General features: G+C 27.1%; 16 protein-coding genes, 2 tRNA genes, 2 rRNA genes and 1 other RNA gene. 12 read left to right on the forward strand and 9 right to left on the reverse strand.

All coding sequences use genetic code 11. The annotated features are described in order from the left end of the window. Positions 1–113 precede the first annotated feature (113 nt). From lon to U0T63_02185, 4 genes are all read left to right on the forward strand, one after another. Complete coding sequence (gene lon, locus U0T63_02170) at positions 114–2,456, forward strand: endopeptidase La (protein XBC39140.1); 2,343 nt, start codon at positions 114–116, stop codon at positions 2,454–2,456. A gap of 125 nt (positions 2,457–2,581) precedes the next feature. Continuing rightward, positions 2,582–3,655 (forward strand): SurA N-terminal domain-containing protein, encoded by a 1,074-nt coding sequence (locus U0T63_02175; GenBank protein XBC39141.1) that lies wholly within the window; start codon positions 2,582–2,584, stop codon positions 3,653–3,655. Between the two features lie 72 nt (positions 3,656–3,727). Beyond that, on the forward strand, positions 3,728–5,476 hold the full coding sequence (locus U0T63_02180; protein XBC39142.1) for an ABC transporter transmembrane domain-containing protein: 1,749 nt from the start codon (positions 3,728–3,730) through the stop codon (positions 5,474–5,476). A gap of 13 nt (positions 5,477–5,489) precedes the next feature. Then, entirely contained in the window at positions 5,490–7,235 is a 1,746-nt protein-coding gene (locus U0T63_02185) for an ABC transporter transmembrane domain-containing protein (GenBank protein ID XBC39143.1), read from the forward strand. 28 nt (positions 7,236–7,263) lie between these two features. Here U0T63_02185 and ffs read toward each other — a convergent pair. Next, positions 7,264–7,361: signal recognition particle sRNA small type (ffs, locus tag U0T63_02190), an RNA gene on the reverse strand. Positions 7,362–7,541: 180 nt separating this feature from the next. Here ffs and dnaX point away from each other — a divergent pair. The 4 genes from dnaX to U0T63_02210 all read left to right on the forward strand — a co-directional run bounded on the left by dnaX (position 7,542) and on the right by U0T63_02210 (position 11,995). Further along, on the forward strand, positions 7,542–8,639 hold the full coding sequence (gene dnaX / locus U0T63_02195) for a DNA polymerase III subunit gamma/tau (protein XBC39144.1): 1,098 nt from the start codon (positions 7,542–7,544) through the stop codon (positions 8,637–8,639). Between the two features lie 183 nt (positions 8,640–8,822). Then, the gene (locus U0T63_02200) at positions 8,823–9,155 is read left to right on the forward strand and encodes a YbaB/EbfC family nucleoid-associated protein (GenBank protein XBC39145.1); all 333 of its coding nucleotides are present in this window, start codon (positions 8,823–8,825) and stop codon (positions 9,153–9,155) included. A gap of 234 nt (positions 9,156–9,389) precedes the next feature. Then, positions 9,390–11,267, forward strand: a complete 1,878-nt coding sequence (htpG, locus tag U0T63_02205; protein XBC39146.1) for a molecular chaperone HtpG — start codon at positions 9,390–9,392, stop codon at positions 11,265–11,267. A gap of 89 nt (positions 11,268–11,356) precedes the next feature. Beyond that, positions 11,357–11,995: a nucleoside monophosphate kinase gene (locus tag U0T63_02210; protein XBC39147.1), complete on the forward strand. Its 639-nt coding sequence runs from the start codon at positions 11,357–11,359 to the stop codon at positions 11,993–11,995. 43 nt (positions 11,996–12,038) lie between these two features. Here the strand turns inward: U0T63_02210 and U0T63_02215 are convergent. After that, positions 12,039–12,112: transfer RNA gene (locus U0T63_02215), tRNA-Arg, on the reverse strand. Between the two features lie 212 nt (positions 12,113–12,324). Here U0T63_02215 and folD point away from each other — a divergent pair. After that, positions 12,325–13,179: a bifunctional methylenetetrahydrofolate dehydrogenase/methenyltetrahydrofolate cyclohydrolase FolD gene (gene folD, locus U0T63_02220; GenBank protein XBC39148.1), complete on the forward strand. Its 855-nt coding sequence runs from the start codon at positions 12,325–12,327 to the stop codon at positions 13,177–13,179. Between the two features lie 65 nt (positions 13,180–13,244). Here folD and cysS read toward each other — a convergent pair whose 3' ends face one another. Continuing rightward, on the reverse strand, positions 13,245–14,648 hold the full coding sequence (gene cysS, locus U0T63_02225; protein ID XBC39500.1) for a cysteine--tRNA ligase: 1,404 nt from the start codon (positions 14,646–14,648) through the stop codon (positions 13,245–13,247). Positions 14,649–15,156: 508 nt separating this feature from the next. Between cysS and ybeD the strand changes: the two genes are divergently transcribed. Further along, positions 15,157–15,420: a DUF493 family protein YbeD gene (gene ybeD / locus U0T63_02230; protein XBC39149.1), complete on the forward strand. Its 264-nt coding sequence runs from the start codon at positions 15,157–15,159 to the stop codon at positions 15,418–15,420. 160 nt (positions 15,421–15,580) lie between these two features. Here the strand turns inward: ybeD and cspE are convergent, their stop codons facing one another. From cspE to U0T63_02260, 6 genes are all read right to left on the reverse strand, one after another. Next, on the reverse strand, positions 15,581–15,790 hold the full coding sequence (gene cspE, locus U0T63_02235; GenBank protein XBC39150.1) for a transcription antiterminator/RNA stability regulator CspE: 210 nt from the start codon (positions 15,788–15,790) through the stop codon (positions 15,581–15,583). A gap of 253 nt (positions 15,791–16,043) precedes the next feature. Then, a 5S ribosomal RNA gene (rrf, locus tag U0T63_02240) occupies positions 16,044–16,159 on the reverse strand. Between the two features lie 99 nt (positions 16,160–16,258). Then, positions 16,259–19,194: ribosomal RNA gene (locus tag U0T63_02245) — 23S ribosomal RNA — on the reverse strand. A 174-nt stretch (positions 19,195–19,368) separates the two neighbouring features. Further along, positions 19,369–19,441: transfer RNA gene (locus tag U0T63_02250), tRNA-Glu, on the reverse strand. 123 nt (positions 19,442–19,564) lie between these two features. Then, a complete protein-coding gene (aroE, locus tag U0T63_02255) occupies positions 19,565–20,389 on the reverse strand; it encodes a shikimate dehydrogenase (GenBank protein XBC39151.1) in 825 nt (274 codons plus the stop codon). After that, positions 20,382–20,966 carry a Sua5/YciO/YrdC/YwlC family protein gene (locus U0T63_02260; GenBank protein ID XBC39152.1) on the reverse strand — a complete coding sequence of 195 codons (585 nt, stop codon included), beginning with the start codon at positions 20,964–20,966 and terminating at the stop codon, positions 20,382–20,384. The genes aroE and U0T63_02260 overlap by 8 nt, the downstream gene beginning before the upstream one ends. Positions 20,967–21,143: 177 nt before the next feature. Here U0T63_02260 and def point away from each other — a divergent pair, with 177 nt between their 5' ends. Together def and fmt are read left to right on the forward strand one after the other, a co-directional pair. Further along, positions 21,144–21,632 (forward strand): peptide deformylase, encoded by a 489-nt coding sequence (def, locus tag U0T63_02265; GenBank protein ID XBC39153.1) that lies wholly within the window; start codon positions 21,144–21,146, stop codon positions 21,630–21,632. A 3-nt stretch (positions 21,633–21,635) separates the two neighbouring features. Continuing rightward, positions 21,636–22,613: a methionyl-tRNA formyltransferase gene (gene fmt, locus U0T63_02270; protein XBC39154.1), complete on the forward strand. Its 978-nt coding sequence runs from the start codon at positions 21,636–21,638 to the stop codon at positions 22,611–22,613. Positions 22,614–22,626 lie beyond the last annotated feature (13 nt).

Consider the following 22,626-nt stretch of genomic DNA (forward strand, 5'->3'; position numbering starts at 1 on the left):
TTGAATTTTCATTTCAAAATACTCAAGAGCTTATCGTAGTTTTAAACTATATATTGGTTATTCAATACAATTTTTAAAATTTAAAAATATTATTGAAACTAAGAGAGAGTTTTATGAATCTAGAACGTTCTAAATACGTTGAAATTCCAGTTTTACCATTACGAGACGTAGTAGTATACCCATATATGGTTATCCCTTTGTTTGTAGGACGACAAAAATCTATAAAATGTATCGAAGCTTCTATGACAAATAACAAAAAAATTATGTTAGTTGCACAAAAGAAAGCAGAAATTGATGATCCTACTAATAATGATTTATTTACTATTGGAACTACTGCTTCTATTTTGCAAATGTTAAAACTACCTGATGGAACAGTAAAAGTATTAGTGGAAGGTATACAACGCGCTAATATAAAAAAATTGCAAAATAATGGAGACTATTTTGTTGCACAAATAGAACCAATTGTTACTCCAAAGATCTCAGAAAAAGAACAAATTGTGCTCATAAGAGCCACACTAAATCAATTTGAAACATATGTTAAACTAAATAAAAAAATTCCATTAGAAATATTAAATTCTTTGTCTAACATAAAAAATGCAGCACAATTATCAGATGTTATCGCCACACATATGCCGTTAAAACTATCTGAAAAACAATCCATTTTAGAAATGTATCGAATTAACGAACGATTAGAACATTTAATGGCATTAATGGAATCTGAAATTGATTTATTAAATTTAGAAAAAAACATTCGAAATCGGGTAAAAAAACAAATGGAGAAAAGTCAAAGGGAATACTATTTAAACGAACAAATAAAAGCAATTCAAAAAGAACTAGGAGAAATAGACGAAATCGTAGACGAAAACAAAATTTTAAAAAGAAAAATTCATTCTGCCAAAATGCCAAAAGAAGCAAGAGAAAAAATTAAATCCGAGTTTAACAAATTAAAAATGATGTCACCTATGTCAGCTGAAGCAACAGTAGTACGAAGTTATATAGATTGGATGATACAAATTCCTTGGAGCAAAAGAAGCAAAACAAAAAAAAATCTTCAAGAAGCAAAAAATATCCTAGATTCAGACCATTTTGGTCTAGAAAAAGTAAAAGAACGCATCTTAGAGTATTTAGCAGTACAAAGCAGAATAAAAAAAATGAAAGGACCGATATTATGCTTAGTAGGACCACCTGGAGTAGGTAAAACATCTTTAGGACAATCTATAGCACGAGCTACTGGAAGAAAATATATTAGAATGGCTTTAGGAGGAATTAGAGATGAAGCAGAAATTCGAGGACATAGAAAAACGTATATAGGATCTATGCCTGGAAAATTAATGCAAAAAATTTCAAAATCAGGAGTAAAAAATCCACTTTTTTTATTAGATGAAATAGATAAAATGTCTTACGATGTACGAATAGATCCTGCATCTGCTCTTTTAGAAGTATTAGATCCAGAACAAAATACCACTTTTAACGATCATTACTTAGAAATAGACTATGATCTATCTGAAGTCATGTTTATTGCAACTTCTAATTCTACAAATATTCCCGCTCCATTACTTGATAGAATGGAAATTATTAGAATTTCAGGTTATACCGAAAACGAAAAATTACATATAGCAAAATCTTATTTAAGTCCAAAACAAATTAAAAGAAATGCTCTAAAAAAACACGAATTAAAAATAGAAGATTCTGCTATAATAAATATAATTCAAAATTACACTCGAGAAGCTGGAGTTAGAAATCTTGAAAGAGAATTATCAAAAATATGTAGAAAATGCGTCAAAAACTTAATTTTAAATAAAAATTTAAAACAAATACAAATAAATAATGATAATTTACATCATTATTTAGGAATTCAAAAATTTAATTATGAAAAAAAAACCAAAAAAAATCAAATTGGACAAGTTATTGGGTTAGCTTGGACAGAAGTCGGGGGAGAATTACTAACAATTGAAGCTGTATGCGTACCAGGAAAAGGCAAATTAATTTATACAGGATCATTAGGAGAAGTAATGCAAGAATCTATTCAAGCTGCATTAACCGTAGTGAGATCCCAAGCACATAAATTAGGAATACAACATGACTTCTATGAAAAACGTGATATTCATGTACACGTACCAGAAGGTGCTACACCTAAGGATGGACCCAGTGCTGGTATTGCCATGTGTACAGCAATAGTTTCCTGTTTAACAAACAATCCAGTACGATCAGATATTTCTATGACAGGAGAAATTACTTTAAGAGGAAAAATTTTATCTATAGGAGGATTAAAAGAAAAATTATTAGCCGCCCATCGAGGAGGTATTAAAAAAGTACTAATTCCTTATGAAAATAAAAGAAACCTAGAAGACATTCCTCAAAATGTTCTTATAGGATTAAATATCCATCCAGTAAAATACATTGAGGAAATATTAAATTTATCACTCGAACGCATGCCCTATGAAATGATAAAATAAAATATTTTAAGATTTTAATAAATTTATCAAATAGGCTGGCAAAAAAAATAAAAATGTTATTTGCCAGTCAATGCAAAACTATATTCAAAACAAATAAAAATAATAATTATATATAATTTCTTAAAATGATTAAAAAAATAAAATCGATATTATCTAAAACAATTATATTAATATTATTGATAATAATATTATTTTCATTAATTTTTACAAAAGTCAACTATTATCCTATTAATCAAACAAAAAGTTATTTAATAAAAATTAACGATGACAAAATTGATATAGAAGAATTTAAAAAATTATATAATTTTTCACTATTAGAATATGAAAAAAAATTTAACTTAAAAAAATTAAATAATTTGCATAATGAAAGTTATAAAAAAAAAATATATAAAACAGTAATTTCAAATATAATATATCAAACTTTATTAAAACAATATGTTAGCAAATTAAATATAATTTTGGATAATGATGAAGTTAAACACTATATATATAATGAACAACTCTTTAAAGAAAATAATATATTTAGTATAAAGAAATATTATACTTTTCTTAATATAGAAAATCTTAGTTCTAATGAATACATTAAAAAAATACGAGATAATCTCAAAATAAAAAAATTTCTTTCTCTTATTTCTGACTCAATATTTATTTCAAAAAAAGAAATTGACAACTTTATTAAGTTATTTTCACAAATTAGAATAATTAGAACAACTTCTATTAATCTCTATAAAATTTTTGAAAAATTAAATACTGATAATAAAAATATAATAAATAACCTTATAAACCATAATTTTAACGCGCTTTTAATAAAAAAATATAAAAATGATATCTTTTTAATCTTTAAAAAAACAACATACCAAAATCGTCGAAAATTAACTAAAATTTTAAAAAAAATCCAATTAAAATTTAAAAAACCATTATTTTTTTCAAGATTTAATACAAGTAAATTTAAAACGTTTATATTTAATCTTCCAAATCTAAAAAAAAATAAAAAAAGTTATTTTGGTACTTTTAAAAACAACGGCAATTTATTTTTAATTCAATTTTATAAAACTAAATACATGAAATTCTCTAGTCAACAAAAAAATAATATCATATCACAATTTAAAGAATATAATTTAGAAAGAATATTAAGTTCTATTTTAGACGATTTATATAAAAAAGCACATATTTCATATGGAGAACTAAAAAACTCTTAAAAATAGCTGAATACTTAATAAAAATTTGTAAACATATAAAATATATTACTAATTTAAATACTAGGAAATTGCGTGAACTTGTTTAGACAGCTAAATTGGTATTTTATACAAAAATGGAAACAATATTTAATATCCATTTGTTTGTTAATTCTAATCTCTATACTTCAATTATTTCCACCAAAATTAATAGGGTTATTAATCGATTCTATTATAAAAAAAAACACGAAAAATGTAAAAATATTACCCTGGATTATAATAATCATATGTATTGCAATAACAGTATATATTTTTCGATATATGTGGAGAATTTTTTTATTTGGAGCGGCTTACCAACTAACTTTTGAACTTAGAATAAAAATTTATGATCGTATTAGTAAACAAAATCAAATTTTTTATTCAAAATATAAGTCTGGTGATTTGATGACACGAATAACTAACGATGTCGATAAAGTTTCATTCGCAGCAGGTGAAGGAGTACTAACATTAATAGATTCTTTAGTAATGGGGATCTCTGTTATAACTGTGATGATTACACAAATTAACTGGAAACTTACTGTATTTTCTCTTATTCCTATGCCTATTATGGTGATAATAATAAACAAACTGGGAAAAAAAATGCACTATGGTTTTCGAGAAGTTCAAAAAACATTTTCATGTCTAAACAACCACACTCAAGAAAGTTTAAATAACATTAACTTAATTAAATCTTTTAGATTAGAAAAATACCAAAAACAGAAATTTTTCAAAATTTTAAAATGTCTAATAATAAAAAATATTCAAGTCTCAAAAATAAATTCTATGTTTGATCCAATCATACATCTATCTATTTCTATATCTAATTTAATAGCTATTACCGTTGGAGGATGGCTATTTTGGAATAAAATAATAAGTATTGGACAACTAACTAGTTTTATAATGTATTTAGGATTAATGATTTGGCCTATGCTAGCTTTAGCATGGATGTTTAACATTGTAGAACGAGGAAGCGCAGCATGGAATCGAATACAATCACTTTTAATTTACAAAAAACAAAAAAACAAAAATTATATAAATATTCCTACACATTTTAAAAAATTAAATATATATATAAAATATTTTTATTATCAAGAACATGAAAAAAAAATATTAAAAAATATTAAATTCTCATTGTTTCCTAACCAAATATTAGGTGTATGTGGACCAACAGGATCTGGAAAAAGCACGTTATTTAAACTAATTCAACAACAGCACCTGGTATCTAATGGAAACATATTATACAATTCTATTCCAATCTCATTCTTTAAAATTAATCAATGGAGAAAAAAAATAGCTATAGCAGATCAAACTACTTTTCTATTTTCAGATACTATCTATAATAACATTGCAATAGGAAAAGATCACGCTTCCAAACAAGAAATTGAAGAAGTAATTTATCTTTCCAATTTGCATAAAGATATTAAAAATTTTCCAAAAGGTTTTCACACTCAAGTAGGAGAACATGGAATAGCTCTATCAGGAGGGCAAAAACAACGTATTTCTATTGCTCGAGCACTATTATCAAATGCAGAAATATTAATATTGGACAATGCTCTCTCTGCAGTAGATGGAGATACTGAACTAAAAATATTAAAAAATCTTGAAACTTTAAAAAAACAAAAATATGCAATTATTCTTTGTACTCATCACTTACCTTCTATAGCTAATTCAGATAAAATCATAGTTATACAGAAAGGAACTATCACACAAAAAGGAAAACACGAAGAACTAATAAAAGAAGCACATAAATGGTACAACATGACATACTCATATCAAAAATCATCTAAAATTCATAAAAACAAATAAGAAGTTCTATGAAATGAAACATTTTGCAATATTTTATCCTATATTAATACGATTATTAAATTATGGAGTTAAATATAAAAAATCATTAATATTAGGATGTATTTTACTACTGTTTTCTATAATATGTGAAATATTAGGTCCTATTTTAATTAGCTATTTCATAAGAAATAGCATAATAAAAAATTATGTGAACTTTTATTTATTACTTTTAATAACTACTACTTATATATTTTTACAAATTTTATCTGCTATTTGTAATTTTTTTCAAAATACTATTTTTAGTAAAACATCGATACAAATTATTGAAACATTACGATTTGATTTAATGTCGTCAATATTAAAATTGCCAATTAAAAGCTTTAATAAAAAACCAATAAGTCAATTTGTTTCATGTATTAATAACGACATAGAAATTATTAAAGAACTATATGAGACATTTATTATTATATTATTAAAAAATACAATACTCATCATAATTACGTTAATAGCTATGTTTACTTTAGAATGGAGAATGGCTATTGTAGCTGTTATCATGTTTCCATTAGTTTTAACAATATCTTTTTTATACCAACATTACAGCACACCAATATTTAAACAATCTCAAATATATATTTCAAAAATTTACGAGATTTTTAATGAAATAATTAATGGAATTACTGTAATACAGCAATTTAGATTAGAAAAAAAATTTAAACATTCTATAGAACATTTCAGTAAATTACATTATTTAAATCGTATGAAAATATTAAAATTAGATGGAATTTTTTTACGTCCATGTCTTAGCTTTTTTTCAACTATCATACTTTGTAGTTTAATTATATTATTTGCATCTTATCCTCAAGGGTTTTTTGAAATCGGAACTTTATATGCTTTTATTACATATTTAGGACGTCTTAACGAACCATTAATTTCTATTACTGCTCAACAATCTGTTTTGCAACAATCTATCATATCAGGAAAAAGAATATTTAAGTTAATAGATGCTCAAAAACAAAAGTATGGAAAAGATTTTATCAATCTAAAAAATGGAGAAATATATGTCAAAAACGTAAGCTTTTTTTATAAAAATAATCATATCAACATACTAAATAATATTGATTTAAAAATCTCTTCAAAACAATTCGTGGCTTTTGTAGGACGTACAGGAAGTGGGAAAAGCACTCTAACAAAACTTTTAATGGGACATTATCCTATTAAAAAAGGTAGCATTTATTTAAATAAAAGAAACATAAATTCATTAAGTAAATCAGTTTTAAAGAATGGAATATCTATTGTCCAACAAGATCCAGTTATCTTAGACGATTCAGTTTTTAAAAACATAACTTTAGGAAAAATAGTTTCTGAATCTAAAATTTGGGATATTTTAAAAAAAATACATCTTTATAAATTAATAAAATCTCTTCCTAATGGTATACATTCATTATTAGGAGAAAATGGCAACATATTATCCATAGGTCAAAAACAATTATTATGTATTGCTAGAGTTTTAGTATCTCACCCTAAAATATTAATCTTAGATGAAGCTACTTCTAATATAGATATAAAAACTGAGCAAGAAATTCAAACAATATTATCCTATATTAATTCTTATGCTACATTAATAGTAGTTGCTCATAGACTATCAACAATAAAAAATGCAGACAAAATTTTTGTTTTTCATGATGGAAAGATAGTAGAAAGTGGAAATCATAATTCTTTAATAAAAAATCAAAAATACTATTGGAAAATGTATAAACATCAAAACAAAATCTTATTATAAAAATTTTATAGATTTAATAAAATCGAACCTCTGATAGCGTTATCATAATACCTGTTTATACTTAATATGGCTGCTATTTTCCAATTCTGACCAAATTTTCAAGATAACAGTATTAGACCACTAACAGAGAGTTCTTAAAAATATTTTACATGAAATTATTTCTAATTACAAAATATTTTTAACATATTTTAAATTAATATATATATAAATAACTACAATTGACTTATTATATTCTTCTTTAAAATCTTTTTTGTAGGCATAATATATGCTAATATTATTTGATAAGTACAAATAGTTTTTATAATTATGAATCACGAAATTTTAGCTAATAAATGGCGTCCTCAAGAATTTAGTAATGTAGTTGGACAAAAATACGTTGTTTCTGCTATACGTAATGGACTAAAATTAAAACGCATACATCATACATGGTTACTTTATGGAATGCGAGGTACTGGAAAAACAACAATTGCACGATTATTGGCAAAAAGTTTAAGCTGTGAAAAAAAAATAACACATAACCCATGTAGAACATGTTCAAATTGTTGTGAAATAGAAAAAGGAAAATTTATTGATCTATTTGAAGTAGATGCTGCTTCCAGAACAAAAATAGAAGATATGAAAGAACTATTAGAAAATATATATTATTTACCTGTCAAGGGAAGATTTAAAATATATCTTATAGACGAAGTACATATGCTTTCTACACACAGTTTTAATGCTCTTTTAAAAATAATCGAAGAACCTCCTAAACATGTAAAATTTATTTTAGCTACTACTAATTTAGAAAAAGTTCCCAAAACTGTTCTGTCACGCTGCTTACATTTTCAACTAAAACCTATTGGCATACATAAAATATTAAAAAAAGTTGAATACATTCTATCTCAAGAAAATATATATTTTGAATATGAAGCGATAAAATTAATATCTATAGAATCAGAAGGAAGTTTAAGAGATACATTAAATTTAATAGAACAAGTTATTTCTATAGGAAATGGAAAAATTCTAACTAAAATCACACAAAAGATACTAGGAAAATTAGACAATTATCAAATATTAAAAATAACATTAGCATTATTCAAAAAAGATTTTAAAAAAATGTTATTATTATTTCAATATATAGAACAATTAGATATTACTTGGGAACATATATTAACAGAAATTTTGAAATTATTACATCAAATAGCCATGCTCAAAACATTTCCTCAAATAAAGCAAAACTGTACTTTTTTTGAAGATGAAGAAATTAATAAAAAAATATATCAAATTTCGAAAATTTACAAATATTCTGATATTCAATCATATTATCATACTATATTAATGGGAAAAAAAGAACTATATATAGCTCCTAGTTATCAAATTGGAGTAGAAATGACTTTGTTACGTGCATTAAATCTTAAAATTTAATTGAAAAAACTATTTGAAAATAAAAGTAACATACCATTAACATATGAAAAATATAAAATATACATATTATAGTTTGATATTTTAAATGCATCTTCATGCTAATTATAAAATTTTTATAAAATTAAAGTGTTAAAAACTATTAACTATACGATAACAATAATAAAATTAAAATAGGAAATAAACATGTTTTCTAAAACAGGATTAAATGACTTAATCACACAAGCACAAAATTTACAAAAAAAAATGACTAAAATACAAGAAGAAGTATCTTCTATAGAAATTGTTGGAGAATCTGGAGCTGGAATCGTAAAAGTAACATTAATTGGATCTAACAACTGCAAAAAAATAGAAATAGATCCCAAACTAATAAAAGAAAACAATAAAGAAATACTAGAAGATCTAATCGTAGCAGCGTTTAACGATGCAGTGAGACGTATATCCGATCTTAAAAAACAAAGAATGTCTACTATTTCATCAGATATCCCATTTTCTAATAATTTAAATATTCCATTTTGAAGATCTATAATAAAATACTTAAATTAGAATTTAATATTCCAACATTGTTCAAACAATAAACATTTCTAAAATATTTAAATTACTATTTGAGACATAAAACTAATAAAGTTATTATAAATATTTTATAAATATAATTTTTATCATATTTATGTTTTAAATAAAAATAACCTTTATATCTAAATACATTTAACTGTTAAAGTTCTACTACTAAAATTTCTAAAATAAGGGAATTACATGAATTCTAGTGAAAAAAAAATATACGAATTTCAATCAGAAACAAACGAAATATTACATTTAATGATCCATTCTCTATATTCTAATAAAGAAATATTTCTGAGAGAACTAATTTCTAATGCTTCAGATGCTATAGATAAACTTAAATTTAAATCAATATCTATTCCAACACTATATGAAAATAACACTAAAATGTGTATTAAAATCTCTATAGACAACACAAATAAAACTTTAATAATTAGAGATAATGGAATAGGAATGACGTATGAAGAAATAATTAATAATTTAGGAACTATAGCGAAATCAGGAACGAAAGAATTTCTTGAATCTTATAATAAAATAAATAATAAAAAAAGCAATTTAATCGGAAAATTTGGAGTAGGATTTTACTCGGCGTTCATTGTATCTAAAAAAATAATAGTAAGAAGTAGATTTGGTGGATTTCCTGAAAGCGAAGGTGTTTTATGGGAATCTGAAGGTAAAGGAAAATACGAAGTTAGCAAAATTAATAAAAAAGAACGAGGAACAGAAATTACTTTATATTTAAAACCAAAAGAAGAGTTTTTTTTAAAACTATGGAATATAAAAAATATAATACAAAAATACTCTAATCATATATCTATTCCAATAAAAATAAGTTCATTAGACAAAAAAACAAAAACCGAAACATGGGAACAGATAAATCAAGCACAAACACTATGGTCCTTAAAACAATCCGAAATTAAAGATGAGGAATATATAAATTTTTATAAACAACTAACAAACGATTCTCAAGACCCTATTATATGGACTCATAACAAAATTGAAGGTATACAAGAATATACAATTTTGTTATATATTCCTTCAAAATCTACTTGGGAAATTTGGAATAGAGATAACAAACACGGTTTAAAATTATATGTTAAAAGAATATATATTATGGATGACGCAGAACAATTTCTTCCTCATTATCTCAGATTTATAAAAGGAATTATTGACTCAAATGATTTACCATTAAATATCTCTCGAGAGATATTACAAGAAAATCATATTGTTCAAAATTTAAAAAAAGCACTTACTAAACGAGTTTTAAACCTATTACAAAAACTTTCCAAAAATTCTCATTCTTATCAATTATTTTGGATTCAATTTGGTTCAATATTAAAAGAAGGACCAGCTGAAGACTACGAAAACAAAGACTGTATAGCTAAATTATTAAGGTTTCATTCTATGAAACAAAATTCTTCAGAAAAAGTAATATCTCTTCAAAACTATATTGATAATATGCAAGAAAAACAAAAAAAAATCTATTTTATTACATCAGATAGTTACTTTTCAGCAATAAATAGCCCGCACTTAGAATTTTTCAAAAAGAAAAATATTGATGTTTTACTTTTAATTGAAAAAATTGACGAATGGATGATGAATTACCTGACTGAATTTGATGGAAAAAAGTTTCAATCAGTTAGCAAACATGATAAATCTATCGAAGAATTAAATGACGATAATGAAAATCAAAAAAAAGATTTAAATCTAAATATGAATTCTTTTATAGAAAAAATAAAAAAAACATTAAAAAACAAAATAAAAGATGCTCGATGTACTTATAAATTAACACATACTCCAGCTATGGTTATAACTGATTCAAATGATATGACTACTCAAATGGCTAAATTATTTTCTGCAGCGGGACAATCAGTACCTGAAATAAAATATATATTTGAAATCAATCCCAATCATAAATTAATTAAAAAAATACAAGAAGAAACAAACCAGGAAAAAATCGAAAATTGGATAAAAATATTATTTGATCAATCTCTTCTTTTAGAAAAAAATACTCTAGAAAATCCTAGCAAATTCATTAATAGAATCAATAATCTTTTGATTAATTGTAATTAATTAGAAGATTAAAAATCTTACTTACAAAAACGCTTAATAGCAATCATTGAAATATATTTTCAAACATTTAAGGTGTAAAAAGAGAAAATATGCGAATTTTTTTAATAGGAGCACCAGGATCAGGAAAAGGTACACAAGCTAGATTACTTTCTAAAAGATATCATTTAATAAAAATTTCTATCGGAGAAATACTAAGAGAGCTAATACATAATAAAACTTCACCAGAAAAAAAAATTAAAAATCTTATAAACAAGGGAAAACTAGTTTCAGACAAAACTATTATAAGAATAGTAAAAAATCGAATTTCTCAAAAAGATTGTATGTCAGGATTTATATTAGATGGATTTCCAAGAACTATCGGACAAGCTAAAATAATTAGTAAAAATGAAATATCAGTTGACTACATTTTCGAACTTAAAATACCTACTAAAATAATCATAGAGCGAATTTTGAAAAGAAAAAAAGATTCCCTTACTCCTAAAAAAACTTATAGTTTAAAAAATGAGAATCTGCCTCACGCAAATAACAACTTTTTTTTCAGAAAAGATGACGATGAAGTAATTATTAAAAAAAGATTACAAGAATACAAAAAATTTACACAACCTTTAAAAACATATTGGAATAAAAATTTTAAAAATAAAAAAATTCAATTTTTTGAAATAGATGGAACTCAAACTATACTTAATGTATATAAAGATATAAAAATAATTTTAGAAAAAAAGACATAGAATTTCATAAAACTTAATTTTTATATTAAATTATTACTGTTATTGCGCTCTATAGGATTTGAACCTATGACCTACGGCTTAGAAGGCCGTTGCTCTATCCAACTGAGCTAAGAGCGCAATTTTTAAAATAAACTTTTATTTAATTTTTAATAAAAATATAAAGAAACCATTTGATAAAAAATTACACTTAAAAAAGCATGCAAAAAAATTCATTTACATTTTTATTAATGTTAAAATAGTATTATATACTATTATTTGTATCAAAAAAATATTTTTGTTATTTTTAATTACATAAACATACAATACTTAAACTAAAATGAGTACATTCAATGCTTAAAAAAATTTTAAATGGAAAAAAAATTTCTAGAGAAATACATCATGATATAAAAAAACAAGTACAAAAAAAAATATTACTAGGAAAAAGACCACCCGGACTAGCAGTAATATTGATAGGAAATTATCCACCATCAGTTATCTATGTCAACAAAAAAAAAATAGCTTGCAAAAAAGCTGGATTCAATTTAAAAATATGGAATTTTTCTCATACTACACAAGAAGATAAAATAATAAATTTAATAAAGATACTTAATAAAGATTCAAACATAGACGGTATCTTAGTACAACTACCTATTCCTAAACAAATAAATATTAACAATATATTTGATAGTATTACTCCTGAAAAAGACGTAGATGGATTACATCCATATAATATAGGACGACTATGTCAAAAAAATCCTCAATTGCGACCTTGTACACCATTTGGAATTATTACACTTTTGAAACATTATAACATCAACATACAAGGTCTACATGCTGTTATAATAGGAGCCTCTAACACAGTAGGACGACCTATGAATTTAGAGTTACTATTATCTGGATGCACTACTACAGTTACACATAGATTTACCAAAAATATAAAATACTTTATTGCGCAAGCTGATATAATAATAATAGCAATAGGAAGGAAAAAATTTTTAAAAGGAAATTGGATAAAACCTGGAGCAATAGTTATTGATGTAGGAATTAATAAATTAGAAAACGGAAAAATAGTAGGAGATGTAGATTTTGAATCAACTATTCAACGTGCATCGTATATTACTCCAGTACCTGGTGGAGTAGGTCCCATGACTGTAATTACATTATTATATAACACATATAAAGCCTATATAAATAATAATATTTAAACGTTTTAACCCCATTTCTAAATTTTTATTTTATAAAAAACATTAAAACGATTTAAAAGATAATTTTATTTCTTTCTCCAAAAAGTATTAAGCTTTGAATCTTCTAAAACTATGCCTAACTTTGATAAATTTTTACGTATTTCATCAGCATACATCCAATTCTTTACTCTTCTTGCATTGTTCCTTTTTTGTATTAAATTATTAATATTATCTATTTCATTAGAACAAAATTGATCGTATCTTTGAAAAAAATATTTAGGGTTCTTTAACAATATTCCTAAAACATTTCCTAATTCTCGTAATATATATGCTAAATTCACAATTCTATCGTCATCATGATCGTATTTTAATTTTAAAAGGTTTATCTTGTGAGATATATTAAGTAATATTGATAACGCCTCAGGAGTATTAAAATCATTGTTTAGAGCTGAACAAAATTTTACTTTTAAAAATTCATAATGTTCTAACACATTTAACTTGTAAAAATTTACATCCTTTAAAGAAGAATACAGCTTTTTTAGCAGAATTTCAGAATTTTTTAATTTTTTTTCACAAAAATACAACGGATGACGATAATGAGTAGATAACAAAAAAAATCGAATACTTTCTGAATCATAACGTTTTAAAAGATCTTTCAGCAATAAAACATTACCCAAAGATTTAGACATTTTTCGATTTTTTACAATAACTAGTTCAGTATGCATCCAATGATTAACAAAAAACCGTTCATTTATACAACTAGATTGAGCTAATTCATTTTCGTGATGAGGAAAAATTAAATCTTTTCCTCCACCATGAATATCTATTCTGTCCTTTAAAATAGACATACTCATAGAAGAACATTCTATATGCCATCCAGGTCTTCCTATCCCCCATGGAGAATTCCAAAAATGTGTCTCATTTTTATTTGAAATTTTCCATAAAACGAAATCCATTGGATTTTTTTTATTTTTATTTCTAGATACACGTGCACCAACCTTAAGACTTTCTATACATTGGTTAGAAAAAACCCCGTATTTCGGATAAGTGTCAACTGAAAACATTACATCTCCATTATTTGATATATAAGCATGATTTTTTTTTAGCAATTTTAAAATTAACTTAATAATAACGTTTATATTTTCCGTAACACGCGGTTCATAATCTGGAGTGATAATATTTAAATCTAAAAAATCTTTATTCATTTGTAAAATCATTCGAGTAGAAAAGTCTGAAATAGTTTCATTATTTTCTAAAGATTTAGAAATAATTTTATCATCAATATCTGTAATATTTCGTACATATTGCATTTCATAACCACAATAGCATAAATAACGAAATACTATATCAAAAAATATAAAAGTTCTTCCATGACCAATATGGCAATAGTCATATGAAGTTATACCGCAAACATACATCTTAATTATTTTGTCTGAATTGATTTTTAACATTTCACATTTTCTTGTGCGAGAATTGAAAACATTCAACATTATTCTGATCTTATAAAAACATAAAATTATAGAGATATTTATAATAACATAATTAATTCTCTGATATGAAATATTCATGTTACAATGCTAAAATATTTTTGTTTTCTAACACTAAATTTTAAGAACATAACATCTTAAAATAAAATTATGAAAAATTCTTAAAACAAAAGCTATATGATAAGTAAGATATTTTAAAATTTCAAAAATTACACTATTACTTACAATAACTCATATTGTTTCTTAAATATTAATTACATTTATTGATGTACCAAATTATATTTTTATCGAAAAAACTAAATCATAAACATCAAATACGTAAGTTTATATATATTACTATAAATCAAAATTTTTAAAAAACTATAAAATTTAATTTAAATAAATGATTTCATTTTTTAAAAATACTTTTAATTTAAAATTAAAAAAACACATCAATATTAATCCTAAAATACTTTATTAATATTCTAATGAGTACTATTAATCTCAAAAAATATACTACATAGGAAAAAATATGAAAAATAAACTTGAAAAAATGCTAAAATTTCCTTGTTTATTTACTTATAAAGTTATTGGATTAGCAGAACCTGATCTTATTGATCAAATAATAAGAGTAATTCAGTATAAATTACCAGGTGATTATATTCCACAAATAAAATCTAGTAATAAAGGAAATTATTTATCTATTTCTATTACAATTTTGGCTAATAACTTTGAACAAATAGAAAGTTTGTATCACGAATTAAGTAATATTAATATTGTTCGAATGGTACTATAAATAAAATTTTAACAAAATATATAGTTAAAATTTATTTTTAGAAAAAATACAAAAAATAAAATCATGAATACAAAATTTTATTTAAATATAACAAACACGTAATGCAGCAGTTAGCTGCATTACAATATTGAAAATATTTATAATTACTTTAATAAATACTCTATAGACTAATAACATTAGCCGCTGACGGACCTTTTGCTCCTTCGGTAATTTCGAATTCAACACTTTGACCTTCTGACAAAGTTTTAAATCCGTTGCTTTGGATAGCTGAAAAATGTACAAAAACATCTTTACTTCCATCTTCAGGTGTAATGAAACCAAACCCTTTAGATTCATTAAACCATTTCACATTACCTTTAATCTTAGACATCTATATTACCTTCACATTAAAAATATACACTAAACTTAAATTACAAGCTAGCACAACGATTATCGATTATTTTACTTCTAATTTTAATATAATATTAAAAAATAATAAATTAAAACTTGCTTAAATTTTTATAATAACACTTATTTTCTAAGTATAAAATATAAAATTTTTTATATCATTTATAATGTTTATTATATTAATTTTAGCTAAATAAATGTAAAAAAAAAAATCCGAAATAACTCGGATTTTTGCAACCTGGCAATGTCCTACTCTCACACGGGGAAACCCCGTACTACCATTGGCGTTGAAATGTTTCACTTCTGAGTTCGACATGGATTCAGGTGGTACCATAACACTATTTTTACCAGGTTGCTTAAACATTTGAATATGTTAGATATTTAAATAAATCAAAATCGGACTTCAAAAATTTATTATATTAAGAAATTATTTAAACATCTCTGGCGTTGTAAGATTAAGCCTCTCGGGTCATTAGTACTGGTTAGCTCAACATATTGCTATGCTTACACACCCAGCCTATCAACGTCGTAATCTTCAACGTCCCTTCAGTAAACATTAACATGTTTCAGGGAAGACTAATCTTGGAGTAAGTTTCGTGCTTATATGCTTTCAGCGCTTATCTTTTCCGCATTTAGCTACCGGGCAATGCCATTGGCATGACAACCCGAACACCAGAGATGCGTCCACCTCGGTCCTCTCGTACTAGAAGTAGATCTCCTCAATCTTCCAACGCCCACGGCAGATAGGGACCGAACTGTCTCACGACGTTCTAAACCCAGCTCGCGTACCACTTTAAATGGCGAACAGCCATACCCTTGGGACCTGCTTCAGCCCCAGGATGTGATGAGCCGACATCGAGGTGCCAAACACCGCCGTCGATATGAACTCTTGGGCGGTATCAGCCTGTTATCCCCGGAGTACCTTTTATTTGTTGAGCGATGGCCTTTCCATACAGAAACCACCGGATCACTAAGACCTGCTTTCGCATCTGCTCGCGTTATCACGCTCGCAGTTAAACTGGCTTATGCCTTTGCACTAACCTTACGATGTCCAACCGTAATTAGCCAATCTTTGTACTCCTCCGTTACTCTTTGGGAGGAGACCGCCCCAGTCAAACTACCCACCAGACACTGTCTCTGTACCGGATTTACGGTACTAGATTAGAAAATTGACCATTAAAGGGTGGTATTTCAAGGTCGACTCCTCTTAAACTTGCATTCAAGACTCGCAGTCTCCCACCTATCCTACACATCAAAAATCAATGTTCAGTGTCAAGTTATAGTAAAGGTTCACGGGGTCTTTCCGTCTTGCCGCGGGTACACTGCATCTTCACAGCAATTTCAATTTCACTGAGTCTCGGGTGGAGACAGTCTGGCCATCATTACGCCATTCGTGCAGGTCGGAACTTACCCGACAAGGAATTTCGCTACCTTAGGACCGTTATAGTTACGGCCGCCGTTTACCGGGGCTTCAGTCTAGAGCTGTAGAGTTTCCTCTTTTACTCCTTCGATTAACCTTCCGGCACCGGGCAGGCGTCACACCGTATACTTCCACTTTCGTGTTTGCACAGTGCTGTGTTTTTAATAAACAGTTGCAGCCAGCTATTATCTTAGACTGATTTCAGCTCATAAACGCATGTTTTACTCACTTAACGTCAGCGTGCCTTTTCCCGAAGTTACGGCACTATTTTGCCTAGTTCCTTCACCCGAGTTCTCTCAAGCGCCTTAGTATGCTCTACTTAACCACCTGTGTCGGTTTTGGGTACGATTTAATATTGTTTATAGCTTAGAGGCTTTTCCTGGAAGTTTGGTATAGGTTACTTCACTAAATTAATAGCTCGTCATTACGCCTCAGATTAAAAAAACCGGATTTTCCTAATTTTTAGACCTACACGCTTAAACCAGGACAACCGACACCTGGATAACTTAACCTTCTTCGTCCCCCCTTCGCAAACAATACTAAGCACAGGAATATTAACCTGTTATCCATCGACTACGCCTCTCGGCCTCACCTTAGGAATCGGCTTACCCTGCCCCGATTACCGTTGGACAGGAAACCTTGGTATTTCGGCGAATAGGTTTTTCACCTATTTTATCGTTACTCATGTCAGCATTCGCACTTCTGATACCTCCAATATACCTTACAATATATCTTCATAGGCTTACAGAACGCTCCCCTACCCAATAAAAGATAATAATATTTATTGCCGCAGCTTCGGTGCATAATTTTAGCCCCGTTACATCTTCCGCGCAGGCCGACTCGACCAGTGAGCTATTACGCTTTCTTTAAATGATGGCTGCTTCTAAGCCAACATCCTGGCTGTTTATGCCTTCCCACATCGTTTCCCACTTAATTATGACTTTGGGACCTTAGCTGGCGGTCTGGGTTGTTTCCCTTTCCACAACGAACGTTAGCACCCGCTGTGTGTCTCCCGTGATAACATTCAATGGTATTCGGAGTTTGCATCGGATTGGTAAGTCAGTATGACCCCCTAACCGAAACAGTGCTCTACCCCCAAAGATGAATTCACGAGGCGCTACCTAAATAGCTTTCGGGGAGAACCAGCTATCTCCCGGTTTGATTGGCCTTTCACCCCTAACCATAGGTCATCCGCTGATTTTTCAACATCAGTCGGTTCGGTCCTCCAGTTAGTTTTACCTAACCTTCAACCTGCCCGTGGCTAGATCACCGGGTTTCGGGTCTGTATCCTGAAACTAAATCGCCGTTTTAAGACTCGGTTTCCCTACGGCTCCCCTATTTAAACATTGGTTAACCTTGCTACAGAATACAAGTCGCTGACCCATTATACAAAAGGTACGCAGTCACCCTAAAAAAACAGGCTTCTACTGCTTGTACGTATACGGTTTCAGGTTCTATTTCACTCCCCTAACCGGGGTTCTTTTCGCCTTTCCCTCACGGTACTAGTTCACTATCGGTCAGTCAGGAGTATTTAGCCTTGGAGGATGGTCCCCCCATATTCAGACAAGATTTCTCGTGTCCCGTCCTACTTCTTGAACTTATAAAACTAATAATTTTCGTATACGGGGCTATCACCCTATATTGCAAATTTTTCCAAATCATTCTACTAAAAATTAGTTTATAATTATGTTCTAGGCTGTTCCCTTTTCGCTCGCCACTACTTAGGGAATCTCGTTTGATTTCTTTTCCTCGAGGTACTTAGATGTTTCAGTTCCCTCGGTTTGCTTTGTTAATCTATGAATTCAATTAACAATGATGCCACTTAAACGTAACATCGGGTTTCCCCATTCGGATATTATCGGATTATAACGCGTCATATCAACTAACCGATACTTTTCGCAGATTAGCACGTCCTTCATCGCCTCTGACTGCCAAGGCATCCACCATATACGCTTTTATGCTTAACCTTACAACCCACAGATGTTTAATTTATAATTTAATATAAAATTTTTGATTCCGAATTTTTAAAGAGCTAAAATTTTTTAAACTTAAAAAATTTATGAATATTTCATAAACAAATTAGAGAATAACACATTGCAATAATATAGTATACAAATAATTTTGATAATTATATATTTATTTGTCTCCTAGGGGATTTGAACCCCTGTTACCGCCGTGAAAGGGCGATGTCCTAGTCCTCTAGACGAAGGAGACGAAACATATAAAATTAACAATACGAAATTAAATTATATATCTTTTATCTATGTTACATAATGAAAAAAAAGAGTCAAGAGTTTTTTAACTTTAAAACTTATAAAATATGTTTTTTTATATATATTAAGTTTTTTGTAACTTTAAAATAACTGAATCAACATCTGGTAAAATATTATGCCACAAAAAGAAAGAATATGCCGCTTGACTAACTAACATACCTATTCCATCAGAAAATGTAGACATGCCGCAATTTTTACACCATATAAGAAAAGGAGTTTTTTTTTCTACAGAATAATTAATATCATAAAAACGTGTTTTCTCATTAACTAAAAATAAAATTGAATCCCAAAAAAAATTAGTTTCAATATGAGAAATAGCATTAATCACTAAATCAAAAAAAATATTTTTTATCTTTTCCCTTTGTAATACAAAAATTTCTCCAAACGATTTTAAACTATGGACTAAAATCGAAGATCGACTAGTAGTTCTATTTAAAACAAATACACGACATCCATATAATAATAGTGAGAAGATGATTCCTCTAGCAGCGCCACCCGCACCTAATACCAAAATAGTATCGGAATGTCTTATAAAATTTAAGCGTTTTAAATCATATAAAATACCCTTTCCATCTGTATTATCCCCCAAAATTTTTCCATTTTTCAATTTTTTTAAAGTATTTACTGATTTTGAAATTTTAGCATAACTAGTAAGTTTGTTTGATATTAAAAATGCTTCTTCTTTAAAAGGAATAGTAACATTTGCTCCTATACCTTTTTTTAAAAAAAATTGAACTATAAATTTTTCAAACTGATGTAAAGGAACTAAAGTACTATCATAATTATGAATTATACCAGTTTGTTGAGAAAACAACTGATGAATATAAGGAGATTTAGTATGACATATAGGATTTCCAAATACTGAAAATTCACTTATTTTTTTAAGCACAACGTATTAATTCTCCACTTATAAGATTTATAATTTTGGTAGGAAATTTATTATTTCCTAGTTTTCCATACAAAACAGGAAAATTATCTCCAAATTGTTCTACAATTTCTGTATATGTTCTACACGGAATAAATCCAGACTTATTGGCGCTAGTAGAAATTAGCGCTTTTCCAAATGCATTACACAATCCTTGAATTGAAGCATGAGCACTTATTCGAACTGCTACAAACCTAGACATTCCAGTTAACCAATGTGGAACTGTATTTCTCGCTGGAATTAAAAAAGTAATAGGGCCAGGCCAACTATTTAAAAGAACGTTTTTATTTTGAACAGATATCATACTTTCAGAAATATATTCTCTGATTTGGCTATAATTCGATGCTACTAATATAAACCCTTTATTACAACTTCTGTTTTTTAGCTTCAATAATTTTTTAACTACATATTTTTTACTCGGATCACATCCTAATCCAAATACTGATTCTGTCGGATAGGCAACAATATAATTATTTTTTAATTTATCAACACATTCCGATAAAGATATGTTTTTAACCACTGTATATATTCCAATATTCAAAAACTACGTTTTATAAGTCAATATGTATTTTAAAATATTATTTAAATATAAAGATTATTTTATATAAAAATTTCGATCGTTTTACTTAACAAAAAAATAAAGGTATACTTTTATTTCGAAATTCAAAAACGTTTATAATTAAATATTACTTCAAAATAACTAAAGTTATACTAAATTATGTCTATCCTAAAAATATTAAAATATCCTAATGAAAATCTTCGAACTATTGCAAAACCTATTTTACATATAAATAGATCAATTCAAAAAATTATTGACAATATGTTTGAAACTATGGTCTTTAAAAACGGAATAGGGTTAGCTGCTACTCAAGTCAACATACCTCTACAAATTATAGTTATTAATAATGTTTCAAAATTAAAAAAACCAATAGCATTAATTAATCCTAGAATAATTCAAACAAATGGAAATACGAGTATAGAAGAAGGATGTTTGTCTATTCCAAACTATAGCATGTTTGTTCCAAGATCTTCTGAAATTATTGTAACTGCTCTGAACTATTTTGGAAGAAAAATTCAAATTAAAGCTACTAAACTATTATCAATCTGCATACAACATGAAATAGATCATCTAATTGGAAAATTATTAATAGATTACCTATCTAATATCGAAAAACAAAAAATATTAAAACTTCTGAAAAAATTTTAAACTATGACATATAATTCTACCTTTACAAACAACAACACATCTTTAAAAATTGTTTTTTCTGGAACATCTGAATTTTCTGCACAGCATCTAAAAACATTAATTTCTTCTCAATACAATGTCGTTGCAATACTTACTCAACCAGACCGAATTTCAGGAAGAGGACAACTAGTAGTTGAATCCCCAGTAAAACAAATAGCTAAAAAACATCATATTCCGATATTACAATCAAACAATTTGAAACTCCTAAAATTACATTATCAATTATATGAATTTCACGCTGATATAATGGTTGTAGTTTCATATGGTTTAATAATTCCAACAAACATACTTAATATATTTAAAATGGGATGTATCAACATACATGCCTCTTTACTTCCTAGATGGAGAGGAGCTTCTCCTATACAATCAGCAATATTACATGGAGATACTATAACAGGAGTGACAATTATAAAAATGAATAAAAAAATAGATTCTGGAAAAATTTTGTATTCATCTACTTGTAATATAGAAAAATCAGATACAAGCGATAGCTTGAAAAAAAAGCTAGTTAAACTGGGTTGTAAAGGAATGTTAATAACATTAAAAAAAATTGAAACAGGAAAATACTCTTCTGTAAAACAAAGCAAGTTAACAACTTATGCTAAAAAAATTAAAAAAAACGACGCATTAATAAACTGGTCTCAAGATGCAATAACATTAGAAAAATGTATAAGAGCATTTAATCCATGGCCCGTCAGCTATTTCAGAGTACAAAACCAAAACATAAAAGTGTGGGAAGCTCATGTTATAATGCAATATAATCTTAATATATATGAAATAGGAGAAATAATATTACTAAACAAAACTGGATTACAAATACAAACCAAAAAAAACATATTAAATATTAAAAAAATTCAAATTCCTGGAAAAAAAATAATACATGCATATAATTTAAAAAATTTAAAAAACAATCAATTTATTCCAAAAAATAAACTTAATTAAATTTAAAATAATA

This window comes from Buchnera aphidicola (Nurudea shiraii), from assembly GCA_039829955.1.
GTDB classification, from domain to species: domain Bacteria; phylum Pseudomonadota; class Gammaproteobacteria; order Enterobacterales; family Enterobacteriaceae; genus Buchnera_B; species Buchnera_B aphidicola_AY.

What these genes read in the sequence shown, in the direction of transcription:
- htpG (XBC39146.1), top strand. Translation starts at nt 9,390, where the DNA reads ATGAATTCTAGTGAAAAAAAAATATACGAATTTCAATCAGAAACAAAC.
- U0T63_02200 (XBC39145.1), top strand. Translation starts at nt 8,823, where the DNA reads ATGTTTTCTAAAACAGGATTAAATGACTTAATCACACAAGCACAAAAT.
- folD (XBC39148.1), top strand. Translation starts at nt 12,325, where the DNA reads ATGCTTAAAAAAATTTTAAATGGAAAAAAAATTTCTAGAGAAATACAT.
- def (XBC39153.1), top strand. Translation starts at nt 21,144, where the DNA reads ATGTCTATCCTAAAAATATTAAAATATCCTAATGAAAATCTTCGAACT.
- cspE (XBC39150.1), bottom strand. Translation starts at nt 15,790, where the DNA reads ATGTCTAAGATTAAAGGTAATGTGAAATGGTTTAATGAATCTAAAGGG.
- fmt (XBC39154.1), top strand. Translation starts at nt 21,636, where the DNA reads ATGACATATAATTCTACCTTTACAAACAACAACACATCTTTAAAAATT.
- cysS (XBC39500.1), bottom strand. Translation starts at nt 14,648, where the DNA reads ATGTTGAATGTTTTCAATTCTCGCACAAGAAAATGTGAAATGTTAAAA.
- dnaX (XBC39144.1), top strand. Translation starts at nt 7,542, where the DNA reads ATGAATCACGAAATTTTAGCTAATAAATGGCGTCCTCAAGAATTTAGT.
- lon (XBC39140.1), top strand. Translation starts at nt 114, where the DNA reads ATGAATCTAGAACGTTCTAAATACGTTGAAATTCCAGTTTTACCATTA.
- U0T63_02210 (XBC39147.1), top strand. Translation starts at nt 11,357, where the DNA reads ATGCGAATTTTTTTAATAGGAGCACCAGGATCAGGAAAAGGTACACAA.
- U0T63_02175 (XBC39141.1), top strand. Translation starts at nt 2,582, where the DNA reads ATGATTAAAAAAATAAAATCGATATTATCTAAAACAATTATATTAATA.
- U0T63_02185 (XBC39143.1), top strand. Translation starts at nt 5,490, where the DNA reads ATGAAACATTTTGCAATATTTTATCCTATATTAATACGATTATTAAAT.
- ybeD (XBC39149.1), top strand. Translation starts at nt 15,157, where the DNA reads ATGAAAAATAAACTTGAAAAAATGCTAAAATTTCCTTGTTTATTTACT.